26 protein-coding genes are annotated in these 20,875 nt (G+C 73.0%); 10 read left to right on the top strand and 16 right to left on the bottom strand.

What is annotated here, in order from left to right:
* Window positions 1–8 precede the first annotated feature (8 nt).
* Genes ACIQZO_RS10415 through ACIQZO_RS10435 form a run of 5 tightly spaced genes read right to left on the bottom strand, consistent with a single transcriptional unit; the run spans window position 9 to window position 4,776 of the window.
* Complete coding sequence (locus ACIQZO_RS10415; protein WP_403623043.1) at window positions 9–668, bottom strand: HAD family hydrolase; 660 nt, start codon at window positions 666–668, stop codon at window positions 9–11.
* Entirely contained in the window at window positions 665–1,768 is a 1,104-nt protein-coding gene (locus ACIQZO_RS10420) for an ABC transporter ATP-binding protein (protein ID WP_403623045.1), read from the bottom strand. The genes ACIQZO_RS10415 and ACIQZO_RS10420 overlap by 4 nt, the downstream gene beginning before the upstream one ends.
* A 4-nt stretch (window positions 1,769–1,772) precedes the next feature.
* Window positions 1,773–2,735 (bottom strand): ABC transporter permease, encoded by a 963-nt coding sequence (locus ACIQZO_RS10425; RefSeq protein ID WP_403623048.1) that lies wholly within the window; start codon window positions 2,733–2,735, stop codon window positions 1,773–1,775.
* Window positions 2,723–3,613 (bottom strand): ABC transporter permease, encoded by an 891-nt coding sequence (locus ACIQZO_RS10430; protein ID WP_403623051.1) that lies wholly within the window; start codon window positions 3,611–3,613, stop codon window positions 2,723–2,725. Before ACIQZO_RS10430 ends, ACIQZO_RS10425 begins: the two co-directional genes overlap by 13 nt.
* Complete coding sequence (locus ACIQZO_RS10435; protein WP_403623054.1) at window positions 3,613–4,776, bottom strand: ABC transporter substrate-binding protein; 1,164 nt, start codon at window positions 4,774–4,776, stop codon at window positions 3,613–3,615. Before ACIQZO_RS10435 ends, ACIQZO_RS10430 begins: the two co-directional genes overlap by 1 nt.
* 233 nt (window positions 4,777–5,009) lie before the next feature.
* On the opposite strand from ACIQZO_RS10435, the gene ACIQZO_RS10440 reads away from it, so the two are divergent.
* The gene (locus ACIQZO_RS10440) at window positions 5,010–5,768 is read left to right on the top strand and encodes a GntR family transcriptional regulator (protein ID WP_403623057.1); all 759 of its coding nucleotides are present in this window, start codon (window positions 5,010–5,012) and stop codon (window positions 5,766–5,768) included.
* A 7-nt stretch (window positions 5,769–5,775) separates the two neighbouring features.
* Here ACIQZO_RS10440 and ACIQZO_RS10445 read toward each other — a convergent pair whose 3' ends face one another.
* Entirely contained in the window at window positions 5,776–6,072 is a 297-nt protein-coding gene (locus ACIQZO_RS10445) for a hypothetical protein (protein ID WP_403623060.1), read from the bottom strand.
* Window positions 6,073–6,318: 246 nt separating this feature from the next.
* On the opposite strand from ACIQZO_RS10445, the gene ACIQZO_RS10450 reads away from it, so the two are divergent.
* The 3 genes from ACIQZO_RS10450 (at window position 6,319) to ACIQZO_RS10460 (ending at window position 10,193) form a co-directional block, all read left to right on the top strand.
* Window positions 6,319–7,236 (top strand): LysR family transcriptional regulator, encoded by a 918-nt coding sequence (locus ACIQZO_RS10450; RefSeq protein ID WP_403623063.1) that lies wholly within the window; start codon window positions 6,319–6,321, stop codon window positions 7,234–7,236.
* Window positions 7,233–8,570, top strand: coding sequence for a hypothetical protein (locus tag ACIQZO_RS10455; RefSeq protein ID WP_403623065.1), 1,338 nt, complete (start codon window positions 7,233–7,235; stop codon window positions 8,568–8,570). The genes ACIQZO_RS10450 and ACIQZO_RS10455 overlap by 4 nt, the downstream gene beginning before the upstream one ends.
* 144 nt (window positions 8,571–8,714) lie before the next feature.
* A complete protein-coding gene (locus ACIQZO_RS10460; protein WP_403623068.1) occupies window positions 8,715–10,193 on the top strand; it encodes a condensation domain-containing protein in 1,479 nt (492 codons plus the stop codon).
* Window positions 10,194–10,281: 88 nt separating this feature from the next.
* Here ACIQZO_RS10460 and ACIQZO_RS10465 read toward each other — a convergent pair whose 3' ends face one another.
* On the bottom strand, window positions 10,282–11,502 hold the full coding sequence (locus ACIQZO_RS10465) for an RNA polymerase sigma factor (protein WP_403623070.1): 1,221 nt from the start codon (window positions 11,500–11,502) through the stop codon (window positions 10,282–10,284).
* A 68-nt stretch (window positions 11,503–11,570) separates the two neighbouring features.
* Complete coding sequence (locus tag ACIQZO_RS10470; protein ID WP_403623072.1) at window positions 11,571–11,930, bottom strand: YciI family protein; 360 nt, start codon at window positions 11,928–11,930, stop codon at window positions 11,571–11,573.
* 288 nt (window positions 11,931–12,218) lie between these two features.
* Here ACIQZO_RS10470 and ACIQZO_RS10475 point away from each other — a divergent pair, with 288 nt between their 5' ends.
* Window positions 12,219–12,593 (top strand): hypothetical protein, encoded by a 375-nt coding sequence (locus ACIQZO_RS10475; RefSeq protein WP_403623075.1) that lies wholly within the window; start codon window positions 12,219–12,221, stop codon window positions 12,591–12,593.
* Between the two features lie 21 nt (window positions 12,594–12,614).
* Here ACIQZO_RS10475 and ACIQZO_RS10480 read toward each other — a convergent pair whose 3' ends face one another.
* The gene (locus ACIQZO_RS10480) at window positions 12,615–12,884 is read right to left on the bottom strand and encodes a hypothetical protein (protein ID WP_403623078.1); all 270 of its coding nucleotides are present in this window, start codon (window positions 12,882–12,884) and stop codon (window positions 12,615–12,617) included.
* Window positions 12,885–13,002: 118 nt separating this feature from the next.
* On the opposite strand from ACIQZO_RS10480, the gene ACIQZO_RS10485 reads away from it, so the two are divergent.
* Window positions 13,003–13,341 carry a thioredoxin family protein gene (locus ACIQZO_RS10485; protein ID WP_403623081.1) on the top strand — a complete coding sequence of 113 codons (339 nt, stop codon included), beginning with the start codon at window positions 13,003–13,005 and terminating at the stop codon, window positions 13,339–13,341.
* Here the strand turns inward: ACIQZO_RS10485 and ACIQZO_RS10490 are convergent.
* Complete coding sequence (locus ACIQZO_RS10490; protein WP_403623084.1) at window positions 13,259–13,984, bottom strand: BtrH N-terminal domain-containing protein; 726 nt, start codon at window positions 13,982–13,984, stop codon at window positions 13,259–13,261. The two genes, ACIQZO_RS10485 and ACIQZO_RS10490, sit on opposite strands and share 83 nt — an antisense overlap.
* Window positions 13,985–14,087: 103 nt before the next feature.
* On the opposite strand from ACIQZO_RS10490, the gene ACIQZO_RS10495 reads away from it, so the two are divergent.
* Together ACIQZO_RS10495 and ACIQZO_RS10500 are read left to right on the top strand one after the other, a co-directional pair.
* The gene (locus tag ACIQZO_RS10495; protein WP_403623088.1) at window positions 14,088–14,441 is read left to right on the top strand and encodes a DUF1304 domain-containing protein; all 354 of its coding nucleotides are present in this window, start codon (window positions 14,088–14,090) and stop codon (window positions 14,439–14,441) included.
* Window positions 14,438–15,031, top strand: a complete 594-nt coding sequence (locus ACIQZO_RS10500) for a TetR/AcrR family transcriptional regulator (protein ID WP_403623092.1) — start codon at window positions 14,438–14,440, stop codon at window positions 15,029–15,031. The genes ACIQZO_RS10495 and ACIQZO_RS10500 overlap by 4 nt, the downstream gene beginning before the upstream one ends.
* Before the next feature lie 55 nt (window positions 15,032–15,086).
* On the opposite strand, the gene ACIQZO_RS10505 is transcribed toward ACIQZO_RS10500, so the two are convergent.
* From ACIQZO_RS10505 to ACIQZO_RS10515, 3 genes are all read right to left on the bottom strand, one after another.
* Window positions 15,087–15,320 (bottom strand): hypothetical protein, encoded by a 234-nt coding sequence (locus tag ACIQZO_RS10505; protein ID WP_403623095.1) that lies wholly within the window; start codon window positions 15,318–15,320, stop codon window positions 15,087–15,089.
* A gap of 222 nt (window positions 15,321–15,542) precedes the next feature.
* Window positions 15,543–15,749 (bottom strand): cold-shock protein, encoded by a 207-nt coding sequence (locus ACIQZO_RS10510; protein ID WP_403623098.1) that lies wholly within the window; start codon window positions 15,747–15,749, stop codon window positions 15,543–15,545.
* A 170-nt stretch (window positions 15,750–15,919) separates the two neighbouring features.
* Complete coding sequence (locus tag ACIQZO_RS10515; protein ID WP_403623101.1) at window positions 15,920–16,288, bottom strand: HGxxPAAW family protein; 369 nt, start codon at window positions 16,286–16,288, stop codon at window positions 15,920–15,922.
* A gap of 105 nt (window positions 16,289–16,393) precedes the next feature.
* Here ACIQZO_RS10515 and ACIQZO_RS10520 point away from each other — a divergent pair, with 105 nt between their 5' ends.
* Together ACIQZO_RS10520 and ACIQZO_RS10525 are read left to right on the top strand one after the other, a co-directional pair.
* Complete coding sequence (locus ACIQZO_RS10520; RefSeq protein WP_403623104.1) at window positions 16,394–16,888, top strand: MarR family winged helix-turn-helix transcriptional regulator; 495 nt, start codon at window positions 16,394–16,396, stop codon at window positions 16,886–16,888.
* 60 nt (window positions 16,889–16,948) lie between these two features.
* Window positions 16,949–18,427 (top strand): DEAD/DEAH box helicase, encoded by a 1,479-nt coding sequence (locus ACIQZO_RS10525; RefSeq protein ID WP_403623107.1) that lies wholly within the window; start codon window positions 16,949–16,951, stop codon window positions 18,425–18,427.
* On the opposite strand, the gene ACIQZO_RS10530 is transcribed toward ACIQZO_RS10525, so the two are convergent.
* From ACIQZO_RS10530 to ACIQZO_RS10540, 3 genes are all read right to left on the bottom strand, one after another.
* Window positions 18,424–19,347, bottom strand: a complete 924-nt coding sequence (locus ACIQZO_RS10530) for a hypothetical protein (RefSeq protein ID WP_403623110.1) — start codon at window positions 19,345–19,347, stop codon at window positions 18,424–18,426. The genes ACIQZO_RS10525 and ACIQZO_RS10530 overlap by 4 nt on opposite strands.
* 270 nt (window positions 19,348–19,617) lie before the next feature.
* Window positions 19,618–20,352 carry a hypothetical protein gene (locus ACIQZO_RS10535; RefSeq protein WP_403623113.1) on the bottom strand — a complete coding sequence of 245 codons (735 nt, stop codon included), beginning with the start codon at window positions 20,350–20,352 and terminating at the stop codon, window positions 19,618–19,620.
* A gap of 97 nt (window positions 20,353–20,449) precedes the next feature.
* Entirely contained in the window at window positions 20,450–20,869 is a 420-nt protein-coding gene (locus ACIQZO_RS10540) for a hypothetical protein (RefSeq protein ID WP_403623116.1), read from the bottom strand.
* Between the last annotated feature and the right edge of the window lie 6 nt (window positions 20,870–20,875).

Here is a 20,875-nt window from a genome sequence, read left to right on the forward strand (position 1 = left end):
GGCGGGGATCAGCCCGCCGTCGTCAGGCAGCGCCGCAACCGTGCCACGGTGACGTCCTCCAGGGACGCGGCGAAGGTCCGCGGCGGTGAGGCCGGGACCGCCAGCAGGGACGGGACCACCAGGACCGCGCAGCCGGCGGCCTCCGCGGAGGCCGCGCCGTCCGGCGAGTCCTCCACCGCGACGCAGGCCCCCGGTGCGAGGCCGAGGCGCTCGGCGGCCGTCCGGTAGGGGTCCGGGTGCGGCTTGGTGCGGGTGGTGTCGTCGGCGGACAGGGTGAAGGTGAAGGGGACATGGGTCAGCGAGCCCCCGACCACCGAGTCGACGACGACCCGCGGTGAGGCGCTGACCAGGGCGAAGGGCACGCCCTCCGCCTCCAGTTCGGTCAGCAGCCGCTGGGCGCCGGGCCGCAGCGGCGCCCCGGCCTCCACCTCGCGGAAGAAGCTCTCGGTGAGCGCCGCCGCCACCTCGGACGGGTCTCCCCCTCCCGAGACCCGTACGAGGTGGGCGGCGGTGTCCTCCACCGCCCGGCCGACGACCTCGGGCGCGTCCGCGTCGGTGAGCCGGTGGCCGAGGCCGTCGGCTATCTCCTCGGTGGTCCGCCACCACAGCACCTCGGTGTCGACGAGGGTGCCGTCCATGTCGAAGAGGACCGCGGCGAGGGCGCTCACGCGGGCCCGGCCACGACGAGCACGGGCCGCTCGGCGAGTCCCACGGCGGCCCGGGCGCCCGGCACCAGGTCTCCCGCGTCCCGTGAGGGCAGGTCCGCCTTGACGCTCACCCCGTCGGGCAGCTCCAGGTGGAGCCGGGTCACGGAGCCGAAGAAGGAGGCGGAGACCACGGTGGCCGTGCCCTCGGCGTCGGCGGTGACGGTCACGTTCTCGGGGCGTACGAGGACCTGCACCCGCGGCGTCGCGGGGACCGGGCCGTCGACGGGCAGGCGCGCCCCCGCCACCTCGACCAGGCCGGAGTCGGCGAGCCGTCCGGGCAGCCGGTTCATCGTGCCGACGAACTCGGCGACGAAGGGGGTGGCCGGGCGGTCGTACAGCTCGGCCGGGGCGGCGCACTGCTCCAGCTTCCCGGCGTTCAGGACGGCGACCCGGTCGGCCATCGACAGCGCCTCCTCCTGGTCGTGGGTGACGAAGACGGTGGTGATGCCCAGGGAGAGCTGGAGGCGGCGGATCTCCTCGCGCAGGTTCGCCCGTACCTTGGCGTCCAGTGCGGAGAGCGGCTCGTCGAGCAGGAGCACGCGCGGGCGCAGGGCGAGGGCGCGGGCGAGTGCGACGCGCTGCTGCTGGCCACCGGACATCTGGTGCGGGTAGCGGTCGCCGTGGTCGGGCAGGCCCACCAGGTCGAGGAGTTCGGCGGCGCGCTCGCGGCGCTCGGCCGCGCCGACCTTGCGTACGCGCAGGCCGAAGGCCACGTTGTCGCGGGCGTTGAGGTTCGGAAAGAGGCTGTACGACTGGAAGACCATGCCGGCGTCGCGGCGGTTGGCCGGGACCCGGGTGATGTCCTGTCCGTCGACGAGGACCTCGCCGGAGTCGGGCTGTTCGAATCCGGCGACGACGCGCAGGGCGGTGGTCTTTCCGCAGCCGGACGGGCCGAGCAGGGCGAGGAATTCACCCGGTTCGACGGTGAGGTCGAGCCCGTCGAGGGCGACGGTGGATCCGAACGCCCTGCGCAGGCCGCGGAATTCGACGCGCGCGCCCCCGGGCCGGTCGGGATCCGCCGGCTTCCTGGCCGCGGGAAGGGTGGTGGGCGTGGTGGACATGGACTCAATGCTCCTTGCGGGAGGTGGTGGCGGGTGCGGCCGCGGCGGTGGAGGGGGTGGTCCCGGCCCGGGAGAGGGCGATCAGCAGCAGCCAGGTGATGAGGAGGCTGAGGATGGAGACGGCCACCGACATCCGGGCCTGCGCTCCGGAGATCGAGACGATCCACACGGCGAAGGGCCGGAACCCGAGGAGGGAGGCGATGGTGAACTCGCCGAGCACCAGGGCCAGGGTCAGGAACGCGGCGCCGGCGAGCGAGGCCCGCAGGTTGGGCAGCAGGACGCGCAGGACGACGTACGGCCAGCTCGCGCCGCAGCTGCGGGCGGCCTCGGCCAGGGTCGGTACGTCGACGGCGCGCAGGCCCGCGTCGAGCGAGCGGTAGACGAAGGGGAGCGCCAGGACCGTGTACGCGAGGACCAGGACGACGGGGAACTTCTCGTTCTGGACGGCGATGAAGGTCTGGTAGAGCGGGGTCCGCGACAGGTGCTCCGGTCCCCAGCGCAGCACCGTGGTGATACCGGTGACCAGGGCGATCGGCGGTACCACCAGCGGCAGCATGCACATCACCTCGACGACCGGGCGCAGCCGCGGGGACCCGATGCGTACGGCCACCAGTGCGGGCACGGCGAGCAGCAGCGACAGCGCGATGGTCGCGGCGGCGAGGCCGAGGGAGAGCAGCAGGCTCTCGGTGAAGCCTTCGGCGGCGAGCAGCTCGGTGTACGCCTCGAAGGTGACGCCCTGACCTGGCACGTGCACGGTGAAGACGAACGAGGCGACGAGCGGGAGGACGAAGTAGGCGCCGGCCAGGGCCAGGACGGCTCCGCGCCAGATCCCGCGCCGGGGCCGCCGCCGGGCCGGACTCCGCGCGGGGGCCCCGGTGCCTGCGCCCCGAGCGCCCTGGGCGTCCTGGGAGCCCGGGGAGCCCGGGGCGCCGTCGGTGTACCGGGTGGTCGGGGTCATCGCAGCCATCGGGCGCTCCGTCGCTGGAGGGGCAGGTAGACCGCCATGACCAGGCCGGCGATCAGGATCATGTCGAGGCCGAGCGCGAGCGCCACGTTCTCCTGGCCGGTGAGGACGTTCCCGGAGAGCGCGTCCGCGATCTTGAGCGTGACCAGCGGGACGGAGCCGCCGACCAGGGCAGCGGCCGTGGCGTGGGCGGCGAATGCGGTCCCGAAGAGCAGCACGAACCCGCCGAGCAGCGAGGGCGCGAGCACGGGCAGGCCGACATGGCGCCAGAACTGCCGTCCGGTGGCCCCGCTGCTCTGGGCGGCCTCGCGCCACTGGGGGCGCAGTCCGTCCAGCGCCGGCGCGATCACCAGCACCATCAGCGGGATCAGGAAGTACAGGTAGACCACGGTGAGACCGGTGAAGGAGTACAGGTTCCAGCCGAGATCGGTGAGATCGGCGAGCTGGGTGACGACGCCGGAGATGCCCACGGTGGCGATGAAGGCGAACGCGAGGGGTACGCCGCCGAAGTTGGCGAGCACCCCGGAGGCGGTCAGCGCGGCGCCGCGCAGGGCCGCCGAGCGGGAGGTGACCACGGCCTGCGCGATCACCACGCCCAGGACGCCGCCGACGAGTGCGGTGAGGGCGGAGAGCTGGACGCTCCCGATGAGGGAGCCGAGGTAGGGGCCCTGGAGGGAGCGGGCGAGGTGTTCGCCCGTCACGCGGGTGGCGCCGCTCGCCGGGTCGGTACGGGTGACCGCGCCGTAGGCCATGGCCCCGAGCGGGATGCCGAAGCACAGGCCGGTGAAGGCGAGCAGCGGGAGGGTCGCGAGCCAGGTGCGCGGGCCGCGTCGCCGGCGGCGGGTACCGCCGGCGACGCGGGAGTCGGTGGTGGAGGACATCAGGAGAGTGCCTTGTCCCACTTCTCGGCGAGGGTGGCCTTGGCCTTGTCGAGCTCCTCGGAGGCGGGGAAGGCCGGAGTGCCCTGGACCTGCGGGAGCTTGGCGACGGCGGACTTGTCGGCGGTGCCGTCCTGGGTCATGCCGGGGAGCAGGACCGGGCGGGCGTAGCCCTTCAGCCAGAGGTTCTGGCCCTCGGCGCTGTAGAGGAACTCCAGCCACAGGCGGGCGGCCGCCGGGTTCGGGGCCTCCTTGTTGACGGCCTGCGAGTAGTACTGGGCGTAGACGCCGTCGGTGGGAACGGCGACCTTCCAGTCGACGCCCTTGCCCTTGAACTGGTCGGCGTAGCCGGCGTTCAGGTAGTCCCAGTCGATGGAGATGGGCGTCTCGCCCTTCTCCACGGTGGCCGGGGTGGACTCGACCGGGATGAAGTTCCCGCTCTTCTTCAGCTGGCCGAAGAAGTCGATGCCGGGCTGGATGTCGGCGAAGGAGCCCTTGTTGGCGAGGGAGGCCGCGTAGACGCCGCCGAAGGCCGAGCCGGACTTGGTGGGGTTGCCGTTGAGGGCGACCTTGCCCTTGTACTCGGGCTTGAGGAGGTCGGCGAAGGTCTGCGGGCAGGTGGGGATGCGGGCGGCGTCGCAGCCGATGGAGACGTAGCCGCCGTAGTCGTTGGTCCAGCGGCCGTCGGCGTCCTTCTGTCCGGCGGGGATCTTGTCCCAGGCGGTGACCTTGTACGGGGCGAAGAGGTTCTCGGCGGCGCCGCTGCGGGCGAAGGCGATGCCGAGGTCGAGGACGTCGGGGGCGCGCTTCTGGCCCTTGCGGGACTTGACGGCGGCGATCTCGTCGGCGCTGGAGGCGTCCGGGTTCTCGCTGTTCACCTTGATCTTGTACTTGGCCTCGAAGGCCTTGATGATCTCGCCGTAGTTCGCCCAGTCCGGCGGCAGCGCGATCACATTGAGCTCGCCCTCCTTCTGCGCGGCGGCGGCGAGGGCCTCCAAGGAACCGAAGTCGGCGACCGAGGTCGCGGCGCCCGGCTGCACGCCGTTCTTGGCGCCGTCGGCGCCGCCGGACTTCTGGTCGGGTGCGGCACCACACGCGGTGAGCGTGGTGAGTACAGCGGCGCTGAGCAGTACGGCCGCACCGCGACGGGCGGAGGAACTGAGCACGGTCTCTCCCGGAGACGAGGGTGGTTTCACTTGTCTGAACAAGTTGGCTCCAGTTCGCCCGGGCCCGCTGTACGGACGGTGAACGGCGCCTGTCCCGTGGGGCACGACTCGACGAAGAGAGAAGAATGACCGGAAGAAGCCGTGACAGAACCTGTTGGAATGATCATGTGAGACCGGTGCACAGTGATTCCGGCACGGCACCGCCGGCACACGGCGATCAGGGGGCGAAGGGCATGAGCACGAACACGGGCACGGTCAGGTACCTGGAGATCGCCGAGGCACTGCGCCGGGAGATCCTGTCCGGCGAGCTCCCGGTGGGGGCGCACCTGCCCTCGGAGAGCGATTTGGCGGCGCGCTGGTCCGCCTCGCGCGGAACGGTCCGCCAGGCGGTGGCCACCCTCGCCGCGGAGGGGCTGATCGGTTCCCGCCAGGGCGCGCGCCGCATCGTCCTGCGCCGGGAGCGACGGCACAGCTTCGGCGAGCTCAACAGCTTCGCCCAGTGGGCCGAGGGGCTCGGGCACCAGGCCGCCAGCCGCTTCCTGTCCCGCACCCGCAGGCCCGCGACGGCCGAGGAGGCGGACCGGCTCGCGCTGGCCCCGGATACCGAGATCCTGGCCGTGCTGCGGCTGCGCCTGCTCGACGGGGAGCCCACCATGGTGGAGCGCACCGCCTACGCCGACTGGGTCGCGGCGGCCGTCGAGGCGCTGCCGGCGGACTGCCGCTCCGTCATGGACAGCCTGGCCGAGGACTCGGGGGTCGTCGCCCACTACGGCGAGCACCTCATCGACGCCCTTCCGGCCGGCAGCGAGGACGCCCGGCTGCTCGAAATCCGCCGCGGCGGCGCGCTGTTGCGCCAGCGGCACGTCTCCCGGGCGGCCACCGGCCGCCCGATCGAATGGTCCGACGACCGCTACCGGGCCGGAAGCGTCACTTTCAGTGTGAGCAACTCATCGGTAGCAACTCCCTTGGAACGGCGTGTCGGAGACCAGTGATCCGCCCTCATACGGCGGCGGGCCGGGCTTCGGCGGTCTCGGCGATCGCCCCCGGCAGCCAGTCGGCGACCCGGCCGAAGCCGAACCCCAGGGCCGAGGCCCGGCCGTTGTCCATGGCGTAGGCGCGGTCGAAGGAGAAGGGCGAGGCGACGGCACCCGCCGCGACCGGCCGGTATCGCGGCCGGCGCCCGGTCCGCTCCGCGACCGCCTCGCAGAGCGCGAGGACGTCGGGCGCGCCGTGCGAGGCCGCGTTGACGGGCCCGGTGAAGGTCTGCCCCGCCGCCCAGTGCAGGAATTCGGCCATCTCGTGGTGGTGGATGAACGAGGTGGCGTACGGGCCCTCGTGGACGGCGACGGGGGCCCCGCGCCGATCCGGCCGCGGTTGAGGACGGTGACCTCTTCTCCCGCCTCCCCCGCGCCAGGGTGACCAGGGTCTTTCCGAAGTACCGGCTGCCGCCGACAACAAGAATCCGCTTCATGCGTTCGACTCTGCCCTTGTATCGTCCCCAGCGGAACTGACCAGCTGCTGAACGCGTCATAAGGAAAACTGATGATCGATGTGCAGCGGCTGCGCGTGTTGCGGGCCGTGGCCGAGCACGGCAGCTTCAACCGGGCGGCCGGAGCCCTGCTGCTGACCCCGTCGGCCGTCTCCCAGCACATCGCGGCGCTGGAGCGCGCGGTCGGCCACCCCGTGGCGGTGCGCAGCACGCGCGGGGTTGCCCTCACCGAGCCCGGCCGGCTGCTGGTGGAGGCCGCCGAGTCGATTTCCGCCGAGCTCGAACAGGTCCGCCACGCGATCGACCGGCTCACGGCGGAGCGGCCGCGCCTCACCGTCGCCACCTTCACCAGCGGTGGCCGGCACCTGCTGCCCGCGGCGCTGTCCCGGTTCGTGGACGCCCATCCGGAGGTGGAGCTGACGGTTCTGGAGAGCGAGCCGGAGGACGCGGCGGCGATGGTGCGCGGCGGCGCGGCAGATCTCGCCCTGGCCTACCACTTCGACGGACCGCCGCCGGTGCGCCCGGACGAGCGCCCGGGGCTCGACTGGGTGCCACTGATGGAGGATCCGCTGTGGCTGGTGCTCCCGCGCGGCCACCGCCTCGCCGGCCGGCCGTCGGTGGGTCTGGCCGAACTGGGTTCCGACCGCTGGGTGCTGGGCTGCCTCAAGACGGAGGCCTTCCTGCGCCGGTACGCGGAGCTCGCTGGCTTCGACCTCCGGGTGGCGGCCTCCACCACCGACTCCTTCTTCGCCCAGGCCCTGGTCGCCGCCGGGGTCGGGGTCTCCCTCGTCCCGCACGTCTCGCTCTCCCCCACACACGAGTTGACCGTGGTCCGCGTCGAACCCCCGCGTCCCGCCCGGCACATCGGGCTGATCCTCCCCCGGCGGCGCCGCCCGCAGCCCTACACGGAGACGCTGACCGCCGCCCTGACCGCGGCCGCCGCCCCGAAACCGACCGGAGACCACGCGTGAACCCTCTCCTGTGCGGGCTCGCCGCCAATCCGGCGCTGCCGCCCGAACTCGTCCACCGGCTGCTGGCGTTCGCGCTGGAGGAGGCGGCGACCGAGCCCGAGCCGGGGCCCGCGGAGGAACTGCTCCACAATCTGGCCGACCGCGCCGATCTGCGCCACGACCAGGTACTGGCGCTCGCCGCACACGCCGAGAACACCGCCGTGTACCTCGCCCGCACCGGGACGCTCACCACCGCCGACGTGGATCCCGGGTCCTCGCCGTACGCCGCCGTCGCCCTCCTCGACGAGGGCCGCGGGCACCCCGAGTGGGCCCGCCTCCTCGCGGCCCACCCGGACTCCGGGATCCGCTGGAAACTGGCCTCCTGCCCGGGCCTGCCCGCAGACGTCGTGGACCTGCTCGCCGCCGACCCGGAGGGGGAGGTCGTGGAGGAACTGGCCCTGTGGACGGCCTCACCCGTGACCGCCCGCCTCGCACTCCACCCGGATCCCCAGGTCCGCTTCGCGGCCGCGTCCAACCCCGCCACCCCACTCGAAGCCGTGGTCGTCCTGGCCGAGGATCCCGAACTGACCCTGCACTGGGCGCTCTCCGAGCGCACCGATCTGCCGCAGCCGCTGTACGCCCGGCTGGCGGCCGATCCGCTGCCCGGTGTCCGCGCCGCGTACGCGCGCAATCCCGGGATCGGCCAGGAGCTGATCCGCGTACTGGCCGCCGACCCGGAGGACCAGGTACGGCGCGCCCTCGCGGCCCATCCGCGCGTGCCGCTCGACCTGCTGGCCGAGCTGGTCGTCGGCGACCGGGCCGGGTGGGACCTGCTGCCGCGGATCGCCGCCGCCACGCCCGCCGAACTCACGGAGCTCGCCGCCTCCCCCCACGCGGCCGTACGGATGCTCGTGGCGCAGCGGCGCGACCTGCCCGCGGAGCTGCGCGACGCGCTGGCGGTCGACCCGGATGCGGCCGTGGTCAGGGCCGTCGCCCCGCACCCGGGCCTGTCCGAGGAGCTGCTGGGAGCCATGGTCGCCCGGCACGGCGTCCAGGTCCTCACCCGGGTGGCCGCCAACCCGGACGCGTCCGGAGCCCTGTTGGAGCTCGTGACGCGGCACCGGCCGGGTGTGCGCAAGGCGCTCAAGGAAGTCGCCAAGCACCCCCGGGCGACGGGCCCGGCCCTGCTCGCCTGCCTGGCGGACCGCACGGCCCGGCCGCTGGCCGCCGCCCACCCGGCCCTGCCGCCCGAGGCCGTCGTCGACCTGCTCTCCGACGAGGACCGGTGGGTGACGGAGGCCGCGGCGGGCAACCCCGCACTGCCGCCCGCGGTGATGGAACGACTGATCCCCTGACGGGCACTCACCCCGCAGGCGCCGGGGGCGTCCCGAACGCATCGTGACGCCCCGCCCCCGGTCCGCCCGGAGGGATTTCGTCACTTCCCCGGGCCGGGGGTCGTTAGGGCCTGGGGGTTGACTCGGGGGCGAAGGGATGACGGTATGCGGCAGTTTCCTCTGGAGATGCACCACATGGCACCGGGCCGGGTGGTGGAGTGGCGGCTCACGTCCGCAGCGGCTGAGGCCGGCGGTACGGGTGACCCGGCGGGCAGGAAGGCGTCCTTCAACCAGGACAAGCACTTCACCGTCGCCGAGGAGAGCAGGGCCGCCGACGACCCCGTCGCGTCCTGGGTCGCGGTGACCTTCGAGGTGACCGGACGGCTGGACGAGCAGGCCCTGGCGCAGTCCCTGCTCTCCTTCGTGCAGCGGCACGAGGTCCTGCGGTGCGCGTTCCGCCGCCTGGCCGGCGAGGTGGCCTGCGAGCCGTTCGATCCCGCCGGACTGGCCCTCGAGGCTGAGCAGGTGGGCGAGTTCGGGACCTCCGAGCGGCTGGGCGAGTTCCTCGTAGAGCGGTTCAAGCGGAGCATCGACACGCTCTCCTGGCCGCTGTTCATCATGGGTGCGGTGGTGCGCGAGGACTCCTCGACGGTCTACCTCGCCTTCGACCACATCGTCTGCGACGGCATGTCGATGCCGATCGTGGCCCGCGAGGTGTCGACCGGCTACGAGGCCCTGTGCCGCGGCGAGGACGTCGAGCTGCCGCCCGCGCCCAGCTACCTCGACTTCGCAGAGGAGCAGCGGCGGCGCTACCTGTCCATCGACGCCCGCGACGAACGCCTGGACTACTGGAAGGCGTTCATGGGGCCGGCCGGCGATTTCTTCCCCCGCTTCCCCCTCGACCTCGGTGTCGAGCCGGGCCGGATGTACCCGATCGTCAACGAGGCCTCCACCCTCCTGGACGCCGCCGAGGCCGAGGTGTTCGAGAAGACCTGCCTGGCGGTCGACGGCAAGCCGTTCATGGGCGTGCTCGCCTCGGTCGCCGTCTGCCTGCGCGAGGCCGGGGGGCCGGGTGTCTACCGCGGCCTCATGCCGGTCAGTGAGCGCGGCCGGGAGACCTGGGCGCATTCGGTGGGCTGGTTCGTCAACACCCTGCCGATCGAGTTCGACGCCTCACCCGGACGGGACTTCGCCCAGGTCATGGCTTCTGTCCGGGGCGGCTTCACCGAGATGATGAGCCATCTCGACGTGCCGTTCGTGCGGGCGTGGGAACTGCTGGCGCCCGAGGAGTTCGCGGCCCGCTCCTGGCCGCACCCGGTGAACTTCTTCTCGTACATCGATATGCGCAAGTGCCCCGGGGCCGAACGCCACGACGAGTGGCGGCCGACCACCCACGTGTGGTCGGCGCGCGCCAACGGGGCCTGTTCGTGGTTCCAGCGGGACGCGGACGGGATGCACATGAACTCCCTCTACGTCGACACCCCGGCGGCGCGCCGGACCATGGGCGACTTCCAGGAGGCGCTGCGCCGGACCGTGCAGGAGATCACCCGCTCCGGCGGCTTCCGCCGGCCCATCGCACTGACCGCGCCGCGCCGCCCCGCCGACACCCCGCTGGACGTGGCCGCCTTCACCCGCCGCGGCTGAGCCGCCGCCCCGGGGCCGGGCGGCTCGGGCCTGCCGGGCCGCCGCCGCCGCGGGCGGCCGGCCGCGGGCCGCGTCGACGAGCGCGGGGTCAGAGGCGGGCCGCGCGCTCCCGGAGCAGGGTGCGTTCCCGCGTGTTGTGCGTGAGGGTTGCGGCCCGCTCGAATTCCGCGCGGGCCTCCTCGATCCGGCCGAGGCGCTCCAGCAGGTCTCCCCGTACGCTCGGCAGCAAGTGGTAGGAGCTCAGGGACGGTTCCGCCGCCAGGGCGTCGACCAGCGGCAGGGCCGCCTCCGGGCCCTCGGCCATGGAGACGGCCACCGCCCGGTTGAGTTCCACCACCGGGGACGGGATCAGCTGGACGAGTCGCCCGTACAGTGCGGCGATCCTCGGCCAGTCCGTGTCCTCGTAGCGGACCGCCGCCGCATGGCAGCCGGCGATCGCGGCCTGGACGGAGTACGGGCCGTTTCCGGCATGGCCGAGCGCCCGGGCGCCCCGGTGGACGAGCATGCGGTTCCACCGGGCCCGGTTCTGGTCGGCGAGCAGCACCGGTTCCCCGTCGGGGCCGGTGCGGGCGGCGATCCGGGAGGCCTGGAACTCCAGCAGTGCGGCCAGGCCGTGCACCTCGGGTTCCTTGGGCATCAGGGCGGCCAGTACCCGGGCCAGCCGCAGCGCGTCCTCGCACAGGGCGGGGCGGACGAGGTCGTCCCCGGCGGTGGCCGAGTACCCCTCGTTGAAGACGAGGTAGATGACCTCCAGGACCGAGGAGAGCCGCGCTTCGCGATCGGCGCCGTACGGGACCTCGAAGGGCACCCCGGCCTTGGCCAGGGCCCGCTTCGCCCGGACGATGCGCTGGGCGACGGTGGCCTCGGAGGCGAGGAAGGCGCGGGCGATCTCCTGAGTGGTCAGCCCTCCCATCAGGCGCAGGGTGAGCGCGATCCTGGCCTCGGTGGCGAGGACGGGGTGGCAGGAGGTGAAGATCAGGCGCAGCAGGTCGTCGTCGATGTCCTCGGGGTCGGCCGGTTCGGCGGGCGGCGGTACGTCCTCCAGGCTCCGGCCGACCTCGGCGAGCTTGCGCGCGTACGTCTCCTTGCGGCGGACGAGATCGATCGCGCGGTGTTTGGCGGTCGTCATGAGCCAGGCGCCCGGGCGGTCCGGGACGCCCGCCCGCGGCCACTGCTCCAGCGCCGCGACGAGGGCGTCCTGCGCGATCTCCTCGGCGATCCCGACGTCCCGCACGATGCGGGCGACACCGGCGATGATCCGCGCGGACTCGATCCTGAACACCGCTTCGACCGCATGGGTCGTACTCACTGCCGTCACGGCCACCCATCAGAGCAGCCGTGACGAGGCAGGGCAAACGCGGCGCGAACGCGCGGCGGTCACATCTCCTGGATCTCCCGGACCTCTGCGCTCACGTTCCACTCCGCCGGGTGGATCTCGAGGAAGCGGCGGGTCCACTCGATCGCCTCGGCCTTGTCCTTGCACTGGGAGAGGGAGTAGCCGCCGACGACCTCCTTGGTCTCGGTGAAGGGGCCGTCGGTGTAGCTGATCTTCCCGCCGGACCAGCTGAGGCGGGTCGCCTCGGAGGTGGGGAGCAGCCCGGCGGTGTCGAGCATGACGCCGGCCTTGGTGATCTCCTCCAGGAGCGCGCCCATGCGCTGCTCGAACTCGGGCGGGAAGGAGGTCTCTGCGGGCAGGTCCCGCTCGTTGATGCGGATCATCGTCAGGAAGCGCGGCATGGTGACTCCTCGGTCGGGAGGGCGGGGCCGTTCCCCGCCTCTCACCCCTGCGTCGAACGGGAGACGCCCGGATCGACAGCTCCGGGAAAATTCTTCGAGGAAATTTCCGCGGCGGCCACCGGGTCCCGCCATCCGGCCTCCTCCGGCTCCCGCGCGGGCCGCGCCGGCCGAACCGATCCGCTGCGTGAGGCCGTGTCCCTTCCGGGCGGCCTGGAATCCCGGGGCTGGACCACGCACGGCTACTGGCGAGTAGGATCGCGGGCCCAGGCACCTCCGAGAGGATCCCCGATGGCGCGCATCTCGTCCCCCCTGCTGCTCGCAGGCCTCCTGGCCGGAGCGGCGGTCGCCCACGCGGCGGCGCCCAGGCAGTTCGACGCGACCGTGCCGCGTTCACTGCCGGGCAGTCCGCGCATGTGGACGTACGCGAGCGGGGTCGCCGAGCTGGCCCTCGCCGCAGGCGTCGCGCACCCCCGCACCCGCCGGGCGGCCGCGCTGGCCACGGCGGCCTTCTTCGTCGGTGTGTTCCCGGCCAACGTGAAGATGGCCGCAGACGCCCGCCACCGCTCCCCCTCGGCCCGGGCCGTGACGCTCGCCCGACTGCCGCTCCAGGTACCGCTCGTGCTGTGGGCCCGCAAGGTGAGCCGGGACGCCGGGGGCCGCTGAGCCGGGATCCGGGGGCTGTCGTCAGCGGCTGTCCCCCGCCCAGTCCCAGTGGACCGGATCCCCCGCGCGGCGGCGGTAGTGGGCGCGGCCGCCCGCTCCGTAGCGCCCTATCTCCGTGGGGAGCCTGGCTTCTTCCGCGAGCCGCTGCGCACTCCAGCCCGTGATGTCCAGGAGGAGCCCGTCGAGCGGCCCGCCGACCAGCTCGCCGTAGCTGCGGCCGGCGCGCGGCCCGGGGTCGGGGTCCTCATGGTCGGCGCCGTAGACCCGGCGTCGGAGCATCCTGTCGTCCATACCGCCCAGCTTCACAGCCACCACTGACAACGGCCCCGGCGGCCGGCGGCCGGTGCGGCGGCGATGATGGGGTCCGCCCTCCCGATCCGGGGAGGCGCACGAGCGAGGAGCGACACGCATGGCACGTCGGGTGCACCAGCCACTGGAGGACCAGGAGTTCGACTTCATCCTCTCGATGACGACCGGACCCGTTCTCGCGTACTTCTGCGGCACCTGGCCCAAGGCCGTCGAGGCCTGCCGCGCGATGGACGCCGTCGTCGGCGAACTCGCCGAGGAGTACGGGACGCGGTTCACCGCCGTCCGCACCGACATGACCCGCTGCCCCGGTCCGACCCGGCGGTACGGGGTGACGGGCGCGCCGACGGCCGTGCTCATCAAGGACGGCGAGGCGGTCGCCGGCCAGGCCGGGCCGATGACCCTCGCGGAGTTCCGGGCGTTCCTGGACGCCCATCTCTGATCCGGGGCCTCAGAGCAGGGCGACGGCCCGGCGTTCGAGGGCGAGGGAGCGGTCCACCAGGTCGGCGAACGCGTCGAAGAGGGCCCGCCGCCCCGGGGCGTCCGTGTCCGGGTCGGCGCCGCGCGCCAGGTCCGCGAGCCGGGACCAGTGGCCGGCCGATTCGCGCAGCAGCGCTGCCGCCTCCGGCCGTCCTCGACGTACAGGGTGTCGCCCTCGTACCCGGCGAGGACCACGGTGTACGGATCGCGCCGGCCATGTCGTCCGGTGTGCCGCCGTGCCACGGAAGCCGGGACCGGTCGACGGCGCAGAACACCGGCCGCCCGGCGTCGAGTGCGGCGCGCACCCGGTCCCAGCGGGGCCGCGAGCTGTGGGTGACCACGTGGGGGACGCGGAGCCGGTCGAGGGCGGATTCCACCCAGGGGTCGGGGTAGGCCTGCGCGACGATCGTCAGCAGGGGCGCGTGCCCGGCGTACTCGAAGACGAAGTACATGAAGCCGATTCCGCCCGCGAGGCCCGCGATGAGCTCCTCCTCGTGCACGCTGCCGAGCGCGTGCCGGACGAGGGAGCTCTCACGGTGGCGGCCGGTGCCGAAGTCGTCGTAGAGGAGCCCGGTGGGCTTCGGACGGGGTGACTGCTCGGTCATCGGGCCAGCGTAGTCGCGAGGTCCGACAGCCGACTTCCTGTACAGTTGTCCAGGAAGTATCCGCCCGGATGCCGACTACCGACTCTGCGAAATGGAGGCGGCCATGCAGACGGTCGCTCAGATCCTGATCGGCCTCGTGGCCGCGCTGCACGTGTACTTCATGGTTCTGGAGATGTTCCTGTGGCAGCGGCCCCCCGGCCGCGCACTGTCCGGCTTCGACGCGGACACCGCCCGCCTCACCGCACCGCTCGCCGCCAACCAGGGCCTCTACAACGGCTTCCTCGCCGCCGGCCTGGTCTGGTCGCTCGCCATCGACTCACTCGCCACGCAGATCTTCTTCCTCGTCTGCGTGATCGTCGCCGGGGTGTACGGGGCCGCGACCGCCAACCGCCGGATCCTCGTCGCCCAGGCCCTGCCCGGCGCCCTCGCCCTCGGCGCGGCGCTGCTGGCCGCGTGAGCGTGCCGGCCCCGACCCCGGAAGACCCGCGTACGGCCAGGACGAAGGGGCGGCTGCGCGAGAGCCTGCTGGCCGAGTGCGCCGACCGGCCGCTCGCCGAGGTCAGCGTCTCGGCGGTGGTCCGCCGTGCCGGCGTCGGCCGCGCCACCTTCTACCTGCACTACGAGGACCTCACCGCGCTCGCCGTGGACGCGTGCGCGGACGTGGTGCACGCGGCGGTCGATGCACTGCACGCCTGGCAGGACGGCCCGTCGCCGCGCCCCCCGGCCCGGCCCCCCGCCGCGCTGGCCGCCTTCCTGACCGGGGCGGCCGACCGGGCGCCGCTGTACCGGACCCTGCTCCTCCCGGGCGGCGGCGGTCCGCTCGGCGACCGGCTCCACCGGGAGCTGCGCGCCCGGGCCCGCGCCGAGCGCGCCGCGGTGGGCGCCCCGCACCCGGAGCTCGTCGCGTCGGCGGTCGCGGCCGCCTTCACCGGCGTCCTCGCGGACTGGTTGCACGAGGAGATCCCGGCGGATCCGCAGGCCCTGGCGGAGCACTTGTGGCGCCTGCTCATGGCCCTCCACTCCGCCGTCCGACCCGGTCGGGCGTAGCTCAGCGCAGGTCGGACGCCGGTCAGGCGCAGGCCGGACGCGGCCCGGACGCGGTTCAGACCCGGCAGCGGACCTCGAACACCCGGGTCACCTCCCATCTGGGCATCTTCGGAAGGTCTCCACGGACCCGGACACCGTCGCCGCCGGCGGCCGCGACCGCGGCGCTGCCGACGCGCGGGGCAGCCGGGGCAGCCCGGGCAGCGAACGCTCCGGCGGAGAGCGAGACCGCGCCGGTCACCAGGGTGGTCGCGGCTGCGAGAAGGACGAGCCGGGGCTGAGTGCGGGCCATGGGGGTACTCCTCGTGCGGGAGCCCCTTCGGGGCTGTCACGGACGCTGCGCAGGGGCCACCTGGCGGGCATGGACCTCTCTCCCCATTGGGCCCGACCGGCCCCGCTGCGTCATGCCGCTGCATCCCGTGGCTTGACAGCCCGGCCGCACCCCCGGAACGCACGATGCCCCGCCGGGCGGGCCGACGGGGCAAGGCGTCACGGGCTGAGCTCGTGAAGTGGGCTAACCGAGGGGAATCACCCGCTCAGCCTGCGGACCCTTGGGGCCCTGGGAGACGGAGTACTCGACGCGTGCGTTCTCCTCCAGGGACTTGAACCCCTGGCTCTCGATCGCGGAGAAATGCACGAACACATCCGGGCCGCCGTCGTCCTGCTGGATGAACCCGAAGCCCTTCTCCGAGTTGAACCACTTCACGATGCCTGTTGCCATCTGGCTGATCCTTCACAACGTTCCACTGCGGGCCGCACACGCGGCCGTCTCGATCCTGCCCAAGGGTTCCCTGGAGCACACGCTGAACGCGGCCAACCGGGGCGCGGCGCGCGTTCGAACTTCTGACCGCCTTGTCCGTGAAACGAGGGAGCAGCCCGGCGCGGAGCCCTTCACACACCGCCGTCCACGGCCAACCGGGCCGCGGCGGACCGGGGCCGAGGGGCTGCCGCGAGGGCCCGCCGGGGGCCGCTGACGCGGCAGCCCAGGCAGTGGGCGTGCCCCGCGTGGGCCACGGCGTCCCGGACGCGCCAGTCCCAGTCGACCTCCGGCCGGGGCCCGCTCGGCTTGCCCCACCCGGCGAGGTGGAGCAGCCAGGTGACGATCCCGGCCGCGGCGACGACGCCGAGGCCGATCCAGATCCCGGGGGCCCAGGCCGCGCACACGGCGACGCCCGCCGCCGCGAAGCCCGGGAGGGCCAGGGCGGTACCGGTCCAGCCGGCCACCGTGTGGCCGAGGTCTACGTGGCCGTGCGCGCTCATGGTTCTCCCTGGTCGGGCCCACAGCAGTAGGCTCGGAGGCGGACGCTTATTTCGCAAGGTAAGCATCTCACTAGCTAAGTTACTTAGATCCTAAGGAGTATCTGGGTGCAGGGCAAGACCCGCCCCCCGGCCACGGCCGGTGAGGCCATTGCGCGCATGGACCAGTACGTCGCCCTCGGCATCGTCGGCCAGCAGGAGGTGGCGCAGCTCCTCGGACTCAACGTCACCGATCTGACCTGCCTCGGCCACATCCTGGGCGCCGGGGAGACCCCGCTCGCCGCCGGCGACCTCGCCGGACTGCTGGACCTGACCACCGGGGCCGTCACCGGGGTGCTCAACCGACTCGAACGCGCCGGATACGCGCGGCGCGTCCCCGACCCGGCCGACCGGCGCCGGGTCCGGGTGGTGGCCGACCCCACGGCCGCCGCGCGGGTCGTCGCCGTGTACCAGCCGATGTACGACCGGCTGGGCACCCTCTTCGCCGACTACACCCCCGAGGAGATCTCCGTGATCGCCGACTGGTTCGGCCGCGCGGCGGTGGAGATGCGCGCCCACCTCACGGTGGTGCGGTCCGGGGAACTGACCGCCGAGGAGGCTTAGCCCCCGCTGGTACCATGGGCGGTTGACCATCTTCTTTCTCTCTGCTTCGAAAGGTTCTGCATGAGGAACCCGTCAGCTCATGGGCGCTTCGGTGTGAAGGGCGGTGCCAAGGGCGGTACGCGAGCCCCCGCCAAGGCTCCCCGGGCCCTCGGCCCGCAGGGTGAGTTCACGATGCACGCGCCGAAGGAGCCGGCGCTGGCGCCCGTGACCTCCTTCGCCGAGCTCGACCTGCCCCTTGAGCTGGTGGAGACCATGGCCTCGCTGGCCGTGACGGAGCCGTTCCCCATCCAGGCCGCGACGCTCCCCAACGCGCTGGCCGGCCGGGACGTCCTAGGCCGCGCGCGGACCGGCTCCGGCAAAACCCTCGCCTTCGGTCTGGCGCTGCTGGCCCGCACGGCCGGACAGCAGGCTGACCCGAAGCGCCCGCTGGCGCTGGTCCTCGTACCGACGCGCGAGCTGGCGCAGCAGGTGACCGAGGCGCTGGAGCCGTACGCGGCGGCGCTGAAGCTGCGGATGGCCACCGTGGTGGGCGGGCTGTCCATCGGCCGCCAGGTGAGCTCCCTGCGCACCGGCGCCGAGGTCGTGGTGGCCACCCCCGGGCGGCTCAGCGACCTGATCGGGCGGCGGGACGTGCACCTGGAGCGCGTGCGGATCACCGTGCTCGACGAGGCGGACCAGATGTGCGACATGGGCTTCATGCCGCAGGTCACCGAGATCCTGGACCAGGTGCACCACGCGGGGCAGCGGATGCTGTTCTCGGCGACCCTGGACCGCAATGTGGACCAGCTCGTCCGGAAGTACCTGAAGGACCCGGTCTCGCACTCCGTCGACCCGCAGGCGGGCGCGGTGTCCACGATGGACCACCACGTGCTGCACATCCACGCGGCCGACAAGATCTCGGCGGCGACCGAGATCGCGGCCCGCGACAACCGGGTGCTGATGTTCCTCGACACCAAGCACGGGGTCGACCAGTTCGTGAAGCACCTGCGGGCGATGGGCGTCCGGGCCGAAGGGCTGCACAGCGGAAAGTCGCAGCCGCAGCGCACCCGGACCCTGGCCCAGTTCAAGACCGGAGCCGTGACCGTCCTGGTCGCGACGAACGTCGCGGCGCGCGGCATCCACATCGACGACCTCGACCTCGTGGTCAACGTGGACCCGCCCGCCGACCACAAGGACTACCTGCACCGCGGCGGCCGTACCGCCCGGGCCGGGCAGTCCGGCCGGGTCGTCACCCTCGTCACCCCCAACCAGCGCCGGGACATGGTCCGCCTGCTCGCCGACGCCCGGATCCGGCCGACGACCACGCAGGTCCGGTCGGGCGAGGCGGCGCTCAGCCGCATCACCGGCGCGAAGGCGCCCTCCGGGGTCCCGCTCGCGGGCTCCGCGCCGACCGACGCCAAGGGCAAGCCCTCGGGATCGGACCTCGCGTTCCGCGGCATGGGCACCCGCCCGGGCCGGGGCAAGGAGTCCCGCAAGACGATCGAGGCCCGCCAGCAGGCCGAGGCCCGCCGCGCGGCCCGGGTGCGCCGGGGCGTCTAGAGCGGCTTGACGCCGTCGGGGCCGTCCTCCTCGTGGTCGGCGGCCCGGTGGTGGTAGGCGTCGACCCACCAGAAGTCGTCGTCCGTCCAGCCCTCGAAGTCGTTGTCGTCCTCGTCGTCCTCGCCGGCTTCGGCTTCGTCCACGTCCGGTTGGTCGACGCCACGCCATCGGTCGCGGTCGCCTTCGCTCGTCAGGATGTGCAGCCGCTGGCGCTCGTCCAGCGCTGCGGGGGCCGGATGGGACTCGGCGCGCAGCCGGTCCCCCATCGGATCCGCGCACGTCGTGCGCGCGCGCACCGCCCGGCCGGCGGCCGGGGAGAACCCCAGCGCCGCCAGGCCCGCCGCGGCGACCGTGGCGGCGGACCACCCCTGGAGGCCGTGCGGGCGGGACAGCACCAGCATCTCGGCCGCCAGGAGCCAGAAGAAGAGCAGAGCGACGAAGCCCAGACAGCCGCAGCAGGCCCACGGCTGGCGCCCGTCCCAGTCCGGCATGCGCGGTATCGGCGGCAGCAGGGCGTCCCGCTCACTGCGGTAGGCGAGGCACCGCTCCTGGTACTCCCCGTCGTACGTGTCGATCCAGCCGAGCGACACCGGCTCGGGATCGTACCGGCGCACGGCCTCCAACAGGGCGGCGGGCACCGCTTCGACGGGGGTCCGGCCGGGGTCACGTCCGGCCTCGGTCAGGCGCACGGCCCCTGCCGCGTCGATGTCGAGGTACCCGCCGAGCATCAGCTCGGCGGCCGCCGCCCCGGTCTTCTCGTACGTCAACGCGGCGGCGTGGTAAGGATCCAGTTCCAGCACGGCGACCCGCGCGAGGATCCCGCGCCGCAGCCGTGCCCGCAGCCACCACCGCAGGCCGAGGCCCCCGTACAGGGCGGCGGCCACGATGACCACGGCTTTGGCAAGGGCGAGTTGGAGCACGCCCCGAGGCTATGTCCGTGAACGCCGGTGCCGACACGCAATTTCCGTCACACCGCCCCTGATCCGCCGCGCTCCCGGGGCCGGATGGGCCGGGCTCACGCGGTCGGGGGCTCCTGGTGCTGCTCCACAGCTCGACCTGATTGAGCCAGGAGGCGTGCGCCGGGGTCCAGCGGACATGCCGGCGCGGGTCTGCGACCAAGTCGGCCGAAGCCCCCGGCCGGCCCCGAAGGAAGCGTGTTACGTCGAGCACAGGCCGCAGAACACGGCTGATCAACTGCGCTTGAACTCCACCGGCCCGGCGTCCATCAGCACCGTGCCGTCGGTGTGCAGCACTGGCCGCTTCTCCGTGAACCGCTTGCTGTAGCGCTCGACATGGCTGATGGACACCCCGTGCGAATCCGTGAAGTCGACAAAGGCGATGGCCACCCAGTACGCCGTGTTGGTGTCGTCGTAGAGCGGCACCGTCACCGTCGAGCCGATCCCGTCCGTGACGACGACCCGCGCAGCGTAACTGCGGAAGCTGCCGGCGCCGTTGCTCACCGCGCTGTACGCGCAGATCAGGGCATACCCTTGCTGATCCGGGCGGACGATGCTGATCGTTTCCTCGCCCGGCGCTTTCGCATCACCGCTCAACTGCATGTACGGCGGCTCCTTCAGGGAGCCGAGGTTCTTGTAATAGAGGGCCTGGCCCGCATCGGTACGGGTCGCGAGCTCCGCTTGCAGGGCCTTGGCCTCGTCCCTGTTCTTGGTGCGGAACAAGCCGCGCTGAATCTGCGGGAAGACATGGCCGGGCGCATGGTCGGCGCTGCGCACGGCCGCGTCGGCCGGCACGAACAGCGTGTAGAGATCGAGATCCGCGCCCCGTGCGCGGCGCGCCTCGCTGCCGCCGTCCCATTGCAGGGATGCCGTGACGGTCAGGCCGCGGTCCTTCTTGTCGAGGGATATCCGGGCCTGGCCGCCCTTGGCGAGACTGACCTGCCCCAGCGGTTCCATACTGAAGTCCATCCCCGGATTCAACCACCACCGGCCGTGGCCCTTGAACTGCGCTGCCCGGCGCAAGCCGGACTGTCGTCCTGTACGTCCGGGCTTCTGCGGAGCGGCACTACGAGTTGCCGAACCCCGACCGGAAGCGCCAGACGGCATGCTCCAGGCCGCCCGGCTCGTGGCCGAGGAGCGCGGCGGCCTCCTCGTACGCGGTGCGCAGCTGCTCGTAGCCGAGGTCCGGGACACCGGCGGCCACGGCGAAGGCGCGCAGGTGCACGTCCACCGCGACCTGCGAGCGGCCGACCAGATTGCCGAGGTAGTCGACGCTCTTCGGCCCCACGCCCTTCACCGCGCGCAGGGCGGCCCGGCTGCCGGGGCGGTCGAGCCAGGTACGGAGGCCCTCTCGGGTGTCGACCCCCTCGGCGACCAGCAGGTCGGTGATGTCGTGGGCCTTCGCGACCTTGCCGGGGCTGCGGAAGTTCATGGCGGCGGCCAGGTCATGGGTGGCGAGCCGGGCCTGGAAGCCGCGGACCGTCACGGCATC

Origin of the sequence: Streptomyces sp. NPDC097617 (assembly GCF_044761485.1) — a bacterium.
Taxonomy (GTDB): domain Bacteria; phylum Actinomycetota; class Actinomycetes; order Streptomycetales; family Streptomycetaceae; genus Streptomyces.

Excerpts from the sequence above, each read along its gene's own strand:
- ACIQZO_RS10420 (WP_403623045.1), bottom strand. The coding sequence starts at position 1,768 with ATGTCCACCACGCCCACCACCCTTCCCGCGGCCAGGAAGCCGGCGGAT.
- ACIQZO_RS10425 (WP_403623048.1), bottom strand. The coding sequence starts at position 2,735 with ATGGCTGCGATGACCCCGACCACCCGGTACACCGACGGCGCCCCGGGC.
- ACIQZO_RS10430 (WP_403623051.1), bottom strand. The coding sequence starts at position 3,613 with ATGTCCTCCACCACCGACTCCCGCGTCGCCGGCGGTACCCGCCGCCGG.
- ACIQZO_RS10440 (WP_403623057.1), top strand. The coding sequence starts at position 5,010 with ATGAGCACGAACACGGGCACGGTCAGGTACCTGGAGATCGCCGAGGCA.
- ACIQZO_RS10445 (WP_403623060.1), bottom strand. The coding sequence starts at position 6,072 with ATGGCCGAATTCCTGCACTGGGCGGCGGGGCAGACCTTCACCGGGCCC.
- ACIQZO_RS10450 (WP_403623063.1), top strand. The coding sequence starts at position 6,319 with ATGATCGATGTGCAGCGGCTGCGCGTGTTGCGGGCCGTGGCCGAGCAC.
- ACIQZO_RS10460 (WP_403623068.1), top strand. The coding sequence starts at position 8,715 with ATGCGGCAGTTTCCTCTGGAGATGCACCACATGGCACCGGGCCGGGTG.
- ACIQZO_RS10470 (WP_403623072.1), bottom strand. The coding sequence starts at position 11,930 with ATGCCGCGCTTCCTGACGATGATCCGCATCAACGAGCGGGACCTGCCC.
- ACIQZO_RS10475 (WP_403623075.1), top strand. The coding sequence starts at position 12,219 with ATGGCGCGCATCTCGTCCCCCCTGCTGCTCGCAGGCCTCCTGGCCGGA.
- ACIQZO_RS10480 (WP_403623078.1), bottom strand. The coding sequence starts at position 12,884 with ATGGACGACAGGATGCTCCGACGCCGGGTCTACGGCGCCGACCATGAG.
- ACIQZO_RS10485 (WP_403623081.1), top strand. The coding sequence starts at position 13,003 with ATGGCACGTCGGGTGCACCAGCCACTGGAGGACCAGGAGTTCGACTTC.
- ACIQZO_RS10490 (WP_403623084.1), bottom strand. The coding sequence starts at position 13,984 with ATGACCGAGCAGTCACCCCGTCCGAAGCCCACCGGGCTCCTCTACGAC.
- ACIQZO_RS10495 (WP_403623088.1), top strand. The coding sequence starts at position 14,088 with ATGCAGACGGTCGCTCAGATCCTGATCGGCCTCGTGGCCGCGCTGCAC.
- ACIQZO_RS10505 (WP_403623095.1), bottom strand. The coding sequence starts at position 15,320 with ATGGCCCGCACTCAGCCCCGGCTCGTCCTTCTCGCAGCCGCGACCACC.
- ACIQZO_RS10510 (WP_403623098.1), bottom strand. The coding sequence starts at position 15,749 with ATGGCAACAGGCATCGTGAAGTGGTTCAACTCGGAGAAGGGCTTCGGG.
- ACIQZO_RS10515 (WP_403623101.1), bottom strand. The coding sequence starts at position 16,288 with ATGAGCGCGCACGGCCACGTAGACCTCGGCCACACGGTGGCCGGCTGG.
- ACIQZO_RS10525 (WP_403623107.1), top strand. The coding sequence starts at position 16,949 with ATGAGGAACCCGTCAGCTCATGGGCGCTTCGGTGTGAAGGGCGGTGCC.
- ACIQZO_RS10535 (WP_403623113.1), bottom strand. The coding sequence starts at position 20,352 with ATGGACTTCAGTATGGAACCGCTGGGGCAGGTCAGTCTCGCCAAGGGC.